Raw genomic sequence first — 7,486 nt, 5'->3', positions numbered from 1 at the left:
TTATTTTTATATCTTTAACCCTTTAACTAATTAAATTAAGACAAACAGTAATGAAAAGATTATTTTCTATTTTGGTAATCGCCGCGGTGATGGTACTTGGAGCCGGAAACCTTAATGCGGCCAATAATGTTAACACATTACCTGGTACAATTGTAAACTTTGTACAAGATGAAGAGGCTGCAGCTGCCGCAGATGAGGCAGAGGAAGAAACTCTTGGTTTTCATCAGGAACTTAAAAAACGATTTATAGAAGGTGGTCCTGCATTTATGGGGATTGTTCTTTTATGTTTAATTCTTGGTTTGGCTGTTGCCATAGAGAGAATTATCTTTTTAAACCTTTCTACAACTAACACCAAAAAATTGGCTAGAGATGTAGAAGACGCTTTAAATAGTGGTGGTGTAGAGTCTGCTAAGGAAGTTTGTAGAAATACAAAAGGACCTGTTGCTTCTATCTACTACCAGGGTCTTGACCGTGCAGACGAAAGTATTGACGCGGCAGAAAAAGCTGTTGTAGCTTACGGTGGAGTACAAATGGGACAGTTAGAGAAAAACGTTTCCTGGTTGTCTTTATTTATCGCTATTGCTCCTATGCTTGGTTTCATGGGTACTGTAATTGGTATGATTACCGCCTTCGATAGAATTGAAGCTGCTGGTGATATGCAACCGTCTCTTGTTGCCGGAGGTATTAAAGTGGCACTTCTTACAACCGTATTTGGTTTGATCGTGGCTATTATTCTTCAAATATTTTATAACTATATTATCGCTAAAATAGATAGTATTGTAAACGATATGGAAGATGCATCTATCACTCTTATCGATATGTTGGTAGCTTACAAAAACAAAAAAAGAATCTAAGACCAGATTAAATTATGACTTTACATAAAATATTAAAATATGTATCTATCGTATTAGGCGTTGTAGGTCTTATCCTTTTGGGAAGGATCCTTGCCGAAGACGGTGATGCTATAGAGGCCTCGGCCGATTTACAGAATAGTCTGCTTACACCAATAATGTATTTGTCTTATTTCGTGTTACTGGTTGTTCTTGTATTGGTTGCAATCTTTGTGATAAAAGGTCTGTTTAAAGGAAATATTAAAAACACACTTATCGCTGTTGGTGCATTTATTGCAGTTATTGTAATTGCATACCTTGTAACCGATGGAACTCAAATGACCCTTAAAGATGGAGATATACTCTCTGCTAACGCGGCTCATTGGATAAGTGCAGGTTTAGTAACATTCTATATCCTTGCTGGAATTGCAATTTTAGCAATGGTTATTTCAGGAGTTAAAAAATTAACTAAATAAGAATATGGCAAGAAGAGAAGCACCAGAGGTTAATGCCGGTTCTATGGCCGATATTGCTTTCTTGCTACTAATCTTCTTTCTGGTAACAACAACCATTGAGACAGATAGCGGGATTAGCAGGAAGTTGCCTGAATGGCAGCCTGAAGAACAGGATCCGCCGGTAATTAAAGAACGAAACATCTTCCAGGTACTGGTTAATGCAAATAACCAATTACTGGTAGAAGATGAGGAGATGGAGATTGAGGAATTAAGACAGGCAGCTGTAGAATTTCTTGACAATGGAGGAGGAACAGGCGAAGAGGCTTGTGACTTCTGCCAGGGAGCCGGAGACCCAGCTTCTTCTGTTAACCCAACGAAAGCTATTATTTCTTTGGTAAATAACAGGGGAACCGAGTATGGAACTTATATCGCGGTACAAAACGAACTTGTAGCGGCTTATAACCAACTTAGAGATAGGGAAGCCGAACGTTTATTTGGTACTAGCTTTACAGCAATGGAAGCCAGGTATAACGACTCACGTACAAGCGAAGGTGATAAAGAAACTTTGAAGGAGAGAATTGAACTTATTAAAGATATGATCCCTCAAAAGCTTTCTGAAGCCGAGCCTACGAGTTAATAACCTTAATATAAAACTTAAATTTAAGACTTAATTATGTCTAAATTCAAAAAGAAAAAGAGCGAAGGGCAACCAGCCATTAGTACAGCATCCTTACCAGATATTGTATTTATGTTACTGTTCTTCTTTATGGTTGTTACCGTGATGCGTCAGAATACGTTAATGGTTGAAAATAAACTTCCATTCGCTGATCAGGTTGAAAAACTGGATAAGAAGGATCTTGTAATGTACATTTACGCCGGTAAACCCAGCCCACGCTATCAGGAAAGATTTGGTAGTGAGGCAAGGATTCAGTTAAATGATAAGTTTGCCAGTGTTGGCGAAGTACAACAATTCATTTTTGCTGAAAGGGAAACTAAGCGTGAAGAGTTAGTACCATATCTTACAACTGCCCTTAAGGTAGATGAAGAAACAAATATGGGATTGGTTTCAGATATCAAACAAGAATTGAGAAAAGCTGAAGCTCTTAAAATTAACTATACCACTAAAGAAGGTGACGCACTGCAAAATATGCAATAATTACCAATAGGTATTTTTTCAAAACTGTATAAACATCCTGTCAAAATATAATATTTGGCAGGATGTTTTTTTATCTTTAAACTCAATATAGCCGTGGTTTAAAATGAATAGAATATACTACCTTGTTTTCTTCTTTATATTTTTTTCTACGCCGTTATTGGCCCAAACCGAAGAAGAAATTAGATTAAAAAGCATCCCAGACTCCGTTCCGGTGGTAATAGATAGTTTGTACCGGGAAGATCAGTTTTACGTAGGGCTAACCTTTAATTTAATAAGCAACAAACCTGAAGCTATATCCCAATCTGGATTTTCCGGAGGGATTCACACCGGATTCACAAGAGATTTCCCCATAAATAAACGTCGAAATATCGCTATTGCAGCCGGTTTAGGCTGGTCTTTGAATAGCTATAGTCACAATTTGTTTATAGGGGAAGATGATAACGGAGAAACCATCTTTAGAAGCTTAACACGAGACATTGATTATAGTACAAATCGCTTTACTGCACAATTAATTGAAGCTCCCCTGGAGTTTCGCTGGCGTACTTCCACTCCAGAAACTTATAAATTTTGGAGAATTTATACCGGATTAAAATTCGGTTATATCTATCATTTTAGGAGTAATTTTGTACAACCAGATAATCAGGTGGTTCAAACTGATGTGCCAGAGTTAGATCGTTTCCGGCTGGGGGCAACCTTTACTTTTGGCTATAATACTTTCAATTTTCATGTTTATTACAGCCTAAATTCCCTTTTTCCTGAAGCTCGTTTAAATGAAGAGACTATAGATATTTCGGTCTTTAGGGTTGGACTTATGTTCTATATTCTATAACCAGAAATATAAAACCAAAGACTGCGGAATTACCCCACAAAATAAACCAAGTAAAAGTTCATTATAGGTGTGTGCTTTGTAATAAAGCCTTGAGGAAGCAGTAATACCCAGCGCGAGAATTAAAAAACTAATGGTGTAGGTTAAGTTTAATTGAAAGTTGAGGCTTACACCTATTAAGAATATTATAAGCCCGCTAAGCGCCATTATATGTAAACTTGCTTTTAACCGGAATAATACTAGAGTAAAGGCCAGTAAAGTGGAAAAAAGAATACCTACAAAAAAATAATATAATGCGGCATAATTATAAGCATTCAAAATCTGGTTGAGCACCATGGTGATTAAAATGGCAAAGAAAAGCAAAGGCCATCTACGCTCGCGTACATCTTCTAAAAAGATTGATTGAGCCTTTCCCAGGTTTTTAAGCAAAAAGTAGAATACCACGGGAATAAATACGGTTAAAATTGCAATGGCGAGAAGTTTTGCCTGCATTACACCCGGCGGAAAAAATCGCGGTGTAAATAAAAAATAAAGTAAACTCCCTGCCAGCGGTATCCAAAGCGGATGAAATATAAAGGAGGCGCTTTTTAAAAGGAATTTCATTAAATCTCTTTTCGCAATCTTGCAACCGAAATATCTAATTGCTCCCTGTATTTCGCTACGGTTCGCCTGGCAATTGGATAACCTTTATCTTTTAAAACCTTAGCGAGCTTCTCATCGGTAAGCGGTTTGCGCTTATCTTCCTCTTCAATAGACATCTCCAGGATCTTTTTAATCTCCCGGGTAGAAACATCTTCTCCCTGGTCGTTTTTCATAGATTCAGAGAAGAATTCTTTTATAAGTTTTGTTCCGTAAGGAGTATCTACATATTTACTATTGGCCACACGCGAAACGGTAGAAACATCCATTTCAATCTCATCGGCAATATCTTTTAAAATCATTGGGCGTAAATTTCGCTCGTCGCCGGTAAGAAAATATTCTTTTTGATAGTTCATAATAGAACTCATCGTTACCATTAAGGTTTGCTGTCTTTGTTTTATAGCTTCAATAAACCACTTTGCAGCATCCAGTTTCTGTTTTATAAACATCACCGCATCTTTCTGCGCTTTTGTTTTTTCTTTAGATTCCTTGTAACCCTTCAGCATATCGCTATAATCACGAGAGACGTGCATTTGTGGTGCATTTCTTCCGTTTAAACTAAGTTCTAAATCGCCATCTACAATTTTAATGGTAAAATCTGGAATTACGTGTTCTACCATTCGTGTATTCCCTGAATAAGAACCGCCGGGTTTTGGATTTAAATGTTCAATAACATCTATGGCTTCCCTTAATTCATCTTCAGAAATATCGTGTCTTGAAAGAATTTTGGTGTAATGTTTTTTACTGAATTGATCAAAAGATCTTTCCAGTATGTCTTCAGCCATTTCTACGCCTTTTGTCGGCTCTTTGCGTCTTAATTGAATAAGTAGACATTCCTGAAGCGATCTGGCGCCTACGCCGGCTGGATCAAGTTCCTGCACCTTTTTCAGTACTTTCTCTACCGCAGTTTCATCTGTATAAATATTCTGGGTAAAAGCCAGGTCGTCTACCACGTCCTGTAGTTCTCTTCTCAAATAACCACTTTCATCTACACTACCTACTAAAAAAGCGGCAATTTGTTCTTCGGTTTCATCAAACCTAAGCGTACTTAATTGTGTGGTAAGATATTGTGTAAACGAAGTTCCCGAAGCGTAAGGCACGCTTTTCTCATCATCGTCTGCGCTGTAATTATTTGCCTGTAACCTGTAATTTGGGACTTCATCGTCGCTTAAATACTCATCAACATCAATTTCAGCTTCAATAGATTCGGTTCCTTCATCTTCTCGCTCTCTATCACTGTAATCGTCTTCATATTCCTCATATTCATCCTTGGTTTCCACCTTACCATCTTCCAAAGCCGGATTTTCTTCCAGCTCCTGTTTTATACGCTGCTCAAAAGCCTGCGTAGGAAGTTGTATAAGCTTCATCAGCTGGATTTGCTGGGGGGAAAGCTTTTGGGATAATTTGAGATTTAATTGCTGTTTAAGCATATATTTATTTTCCTTTACTCACTTGCCGGTGAGATTTATTCTATTTTTAACGCAAGGTCAAAACAATTGTTGTTTACTACAAAAATAAGCAAAACAATGCGACACAGCCTTTGGCATAGTAAATGATTGTGGTAAAATTTTGTTAAGTATTCTTAGAGAAACTCTTAATTTCCCTGAATTTCTTCGGAAGCGGAAGTTCTAAATTCAAATTATTTTTATTCACAGGATGTATAAATTCAAGCCCGGTGGCTGCTAGAAATAAGCCACCTTTTTTTATGATTTTTGAAGGTTTACCATAAAGTTTATCGCCCACAATTGGATTTCTATGTTTTGCAAGATGAATTCTAATTTGGTGGGTTCTACCGGTTTTAGGAAAAGCTTTAACCAGGCTGAAATTTTCGTTTTTAAGCTGAAAATGTTTTAGTACCTCAATGTGGGTTTCAGCATCTTTTTCTTCAATTTTATCCTTTAAAATAACTGAAGCAGAAAGACTTCCAAAAACAAGCGCGTGATAACTTTTCTGAATCTTTTTTTCTTCAAATAACCTGTTTAAATCTACCTGCACCGCTTTGCTTTTCGCAATGAGCAATAAACCCGAAGTTGGGTTGTCTAAACGGTGAACGGGTAGGGGAGCGGGTAGTGCATCTTTGGCTTTAGATTCCTTTAAATTAAAAGGAAGGGCGTTTTCAATGGTTTTAAAATAATTTCCACTAGTGGGAATTCCGGCTGGTTTATGAATTATTGCAAGGAATTCATCTTCATAAATTATTTCCAATTTTAAAGTGAACACTTTCTTTTCCTCAATTTTAGGCTCAAGAAGCTCTATTTTTTGACCCTCATGAATCCAGTCTGAAGTTTTTGCAGTTTGGCCATTTAAAAGAATAAGTTCTTTCTTTAAAGCTTTTTTAAGCGAACTTTTGGTGGGAAGTGAAGTAAAAATAGAAACCGCGTATTCCTGCAGCCTGATTTTCTCAGCAATGGCGGGAACAATATGCGTTTCTTTGATTTTCAATGGGAGAGTCTATTGGGAGAAATCTTAACAAGTTTTTAAGATAGTCATCCTGAATTTATTTCAGGATCTAACGTGTACAAAATTAAAATCATCTTAGAAGCTGAAACAAGTTCAGCTTGACGGTGACGATTTGATTAAAAAAACCTCACAGTTATTTAAAAACTGTGAGGTTTGAATATATCTAATTCTTAGAATTCGGCATTTCCGGGGAATCTAGGGAAAGGAATTACATCCCTAATATTTCCCATTCCGGTTACAAATTGTACCAGTCTTTCAAACCCGAGACCGAAGCCACTGTGAACACAGGTTCCGAACTTTCGCGTGTCTAAGTACCACCAAAGTTCTTTTTCATCTATATTTAACTCTTTCATTTTATTTTGAAGTACATCTAAACGCTCTTCTCTTTGCGAACCACCAACAATTTCTCCAATCCCGGGGAAAAGGATATCCATTGCTCTTACGGTTTTTCCATCTTCATTAAGACGCATGTAGAAGGCCTTGATATTTGCAGGGTAATCAAATAAAATTACCGGGCATTTAAAATGTTTTTCAACTAAAAAACGTTCGTGTTCACTTTGCAGATCGGCGCCCCATTCTTCAATTATATAGTTGAATTTTTTCTTTTTATTGGGCTTTGAATTTTTAAGGATTTCGATAGCTTCAGTATAACTAACTCTCTTAAAGTTGTTATCTATTACAAAATGAAGTTTCTCCAATAATCCCAATCCGCTGCGGTCTGCTTTAGGTTTGGCTTCTTCTTCAGCTTTAAAACGTTTGTCTAAAAATTCAAGGTCGTCCTGGCAGTAATCTAAAATATATTTTAGTACATATTTTATAAAGTCTTCAGCTAGATCCATATTGCCGTCCAGATCACAAAAAGCAACTTCAGGCTCTATCATCCAGAATTCAGCTAAATGGCGGGAAGTATTAGAATTTTCAGCTCTAAATGTTGGGCCAAAAGTATAGATCTGCCCAAGTCCCATCGCGTAGGCTTCACCTTCCAGTTGTCCTGAAACCGTTAAATTAGTTTCTTTTCCGAAGAAATCTTCACGAAAATCTATACTGCCACCTTCATTCTTTGGTGGGTTTTCCATATCTAAAGCGCTAACTCTAAACATTTCACCAGCACCTTCGGCAT

At 37.1% G+C, this 7,486-nt stretch carries 9 protein-coding genes; 5 read left to right on the top strand and 4 right to left on the bottom strand.

Annotated features, from left to right (window positions below):
- Positions 1 to 50: 50 nt before the first annotated feature.
- The 5 genes from AACZ30_RS11875 (at position 51) to AACZ30_RS11855 (ending at position 3,270) form a co-directional block, all read left to right on the top strand.
- Positions 51 to 854, top strand: coding sequence for a MotA/TolQ/ExbB proton channel family protein (locus AACZ30_RS11875; RefSeq protein WP_075325126.1), 804 nt, complete (start codon positions 51 to 53; stop codon positions 852 to 854).
- 77 nt (positions 855 to 931) lie between these two features.
- Positions 932 to 1,306, top strand: coding sequence for a hypothetical protein (locus AACZ30_RS11870; RefSeq protein ID WP_339649554.1), 375 nt, complete (start codon positions 932 to 934; stop codon positions 1,304 to 1,306).
- A 4-nt stretch (positions 1,307 to 1,310) separates the two neighbouring features.
- Positions 1,311 to 1,922: a biopolymer transporter ExbD gene (locus AACZ30_RS11865; RefSeq protein WP_075325124.1), complete on the top strand. Its 612-nt coding sequence runs from the start codon at positions 1,311 to 1,313 to the stop codon at positions 1,920 to 1,922.
- A gap of 36 nt (positions 1,923 to 1,958) precedes the next feature.
- Positions 1,959 to 2,441 carry a biopolymer transporter ExbD gene (locus tag AACZ30_RS11860; RefSeq protein ID WP_339649552.1) on the top strand — a complete coding sequence of 161 codons (483 nt, stop codon included), beginning with the start codon at positions 1,959 to 1,961 and terminating at the stop codon, positions 2,439 to 2,441.
- Between the two features lie 103 nt (positions 2,442 to 2,544).
- Entirely contained in the window at positions 2,545 to 3,270 is a 726-nt protein-coding gene (locus tag AACZ30_RS11855; RefSeq protein WP_339649551.1) for a porin family protein, read from the top strand.
- Here AACZ30_RS11855 and AACZ30_RS11850 read toward each other — a convergent pair.
- The 4 genes from AACZ30_RS11850 to asnS all read right to left on the bottom strand — a co-directional run.
- Positions 3,265 to 3,870: a hypothetical protein gene (locus tag AACZ30_RS11850; RefSeq protein ID WP_093306455.1), complete on the bottom strand. Its 606-nt coding sequence runs from the start codon at positions 3,868 to 3,870 to the stop codon at positions 3,265 to 3,267. The two genes, AACZ30_RS11855 and AACZ30_RS11850, sit on opposite strands and share 6 nt — an antisense overlap.
- Positions 3,870 to 5,336, bottom strand: a complete 1,467-nt coding sequence (rpoN, locus tag AACZ30_RS11845) for an RNA polymerase factor sigma-54 (RefSeq protein ID WP_339649550.1) — start codon at positions 5,334 to 5,336, stop codon at positions 3,870 to 3,872. Before rpoN ends, AACZ30_RS11850 begins: the two co-directional genes overlap by 1 nt.
- Positions 5,337 to 5,478: 142 nt before the next feature.
- On the bottom strand, positions 5,479 to 6,348 hold the full coding sequence (locus AACZ30_RS11840) for an RluA family pseudouridine synthase (protein WP_339649549.1): 870 nt from the start codon (positions 6,346 to 6,348) through the stop codon (positions 5,479 to 5,481).
- Between the two features lie 188 nt (positions 6,349 to 6,536).
- Positions 6,537 to 7,486, bottom strand: a 950-nt coding sequence (gene asnS, locus AACZ30_RS11835) for an asparagine--tRNA ligase (RefSeq protein ID WP_339649548.1), incomplete at its 5' end; no start/stop codon positions are given.

This window comes from uncultured Salegentibacter sp. (assembly GCF_963972535.1).
Taxonomy (GTDB): domain Bacteria; phylum Bacteroidota; class Bacteroidia; order Flavobacteriales; family Flavobacteriaceae; genus Salegentibacter.
This window is presented reverse-complemented; position numbering and strand designations above follow the sequence as displayed.

Bases quoted from the DNA above. Each gene is read 5' to 3' on its own strand.
- AACZ30_RS11875 (WP_075325126.1), top strand. From the start codon at position 51: ATGAAAAGATTATTTTCTATTTTGGTAATCGCCGCGGTGATGGTACTT.
- AACZ30_RS11865 (WP_075325124.1), top strand. From the start codon at position 1,311: ATGGCAAGAAGAGAAGCACCAGAGGTTAATGCCGGTTCTATGGCCGAT.
- AACZ30_RS11860 (WP_339649552.1), top strand. From the start codon at position 1,959: ATGTCTAAATTCAAAAAGAAAAAGAGCGAAGGGCAACCAGCCATTAGT.
- AACZ30_RS11855 (WP_339649551.1), top strand. From the start codon at position 2,545: ATGAATAGAATATACTACCTTGTTTTCTTCTTTATATTTTTTTCTACG.
- AACZ30_RS11850 (WP_093306455.1), bottom strand. From the start codon at position 3,870: ATGAAATTCCTTTTAAAAAGCGCCTCCTTTATATTTCATCCGCTTTGG.
- rpoN (WP_339649550.1), bottom strand. From the start codon at position 5,336: ATGCTTAAACAGCAATTAAATCTCAAATTATCCCAAAAGCTTTCCCCC.